This is a genomic window from Methanoregula sp., from assembly GCF_002835825.1.
Lineage (GTDB): Archaea > Halobacteriota > Methanomicrobia > Methanomicrobiales > Methanospirillaceae > Methanoregula.
On the sequence record NZ_PIZH01000737.1, the window covers coordinates 1 to 1,072 of the forward strand.

General features: G+C 62.1%; 1 protein-coding gene. It reads left to right on the plus strand.

The window, feature by feature from the left end; translation table 11 throughout:
• Window positions 1-27: 27 nt before the first annotated feature.
• Window positions 28-153, plus strand: a complete 126-nt coding sequence (locus tag CW742_RS14810; RefSeq protein WP_292421712.1) for a hypothetical protein — start codon at window positions 28-30, stop codon at window positions 151-153.
• Window positions 154-1,072: the final 919 nt, after the last annotated feature.

Below are 1,072 nucleotides of genomic sequence, written 5' to 3' on the forward strand. Positions count from 1 at the left end.
CCGGGGTGACGCGCCGGTATGACGGACATGGATGACGGCGAAAAGTGCGCGTTCCCTGCCTGCGGCAGGCAGGCCCTCACCTGTCGCCCCGTCTCTTCTGTCACCCCGGCGAAGGCCGGGGTCCAGCGCTTTACTGGTTCCCGGCGCCTGTGACGGACTCCGATCCGGGATTCACCGCGACGACGCCTGGATACCGGCTTTCGCCGGTATGACGACTTATTACTGCATCATTGGATATTCCGGGGACATAGTACCATTTATTATTAAAATACAATCGTCATGCCGGCACCGTGTCGGAGCCTGACCCGAACCCCGGATCGGGTACGAGGTACGGAGTGACGACTAAAAGCTGGTTCCGGGGACACGTACCGATCCCTGCGGGCTTCCGGTACATGTCCCCGTTTCCAAAAGGGTTGTCACCCCGGCGAAGGCCGGGGTCCAGCGCTTTACTGGTTTACGACGCCTGGATACCGCCCCGGTTTTCACCGGGGTGACGCGCCGGAATGACGCGCCGGGACGACGGCGAAAAGTGCGGGTTCCTTCGGACACGTACCGATCCCTGCGGGCTTCCGGTACATGTCCCCGTTTCCAAAAGGGTTGTCACCCCGGCCCCGTATCGGAGCCTGCCCCGGACTCGATCCGGGGTACGGGGTAAACTCCAGCCGGGGTCCAGAACATACTGATATTACTGGATTCCGGTGCCTGTCCCGGACTTCGATCCGGGATTCACCGGAATGACGCGCCGGGACGACGGCGAAAAGTGCGCGTTCCTTCGGACACGTACCGATCCCTGCGGGCTTCCGGTACATGTCCCCGTTTCCAAAAGGGTTGTCACCCCGGCCCCGTATCGGAGCCTGCCCCGGACTCGATCCGGGGTACGGGGTAAACTCCAGCCGGGGTCCAGAACATACTGATATTACTGGATTCCGGTGCCTGTCCCGGACTTCGATCCGGGATTCACCGGAATGACGCGCCGGGACGACGGCGAAAAGTGCGCGTTCCTTCGGACACGTACCGATCCCTGCGGGCTTCCGGTACATGTCCCCGTTTCCAAAAGGGTTGTCACCCCGGC

Excerpts from the sequence above, each read along its gene's own strand:
- CW742_RS14810 (WP_292421712.1), top strand. The coding sequence starts at position 28 with ATGGATGACGGCGAAAAGTGCGCGTTCCCTGCCTGCGGCAGGCAGGCC.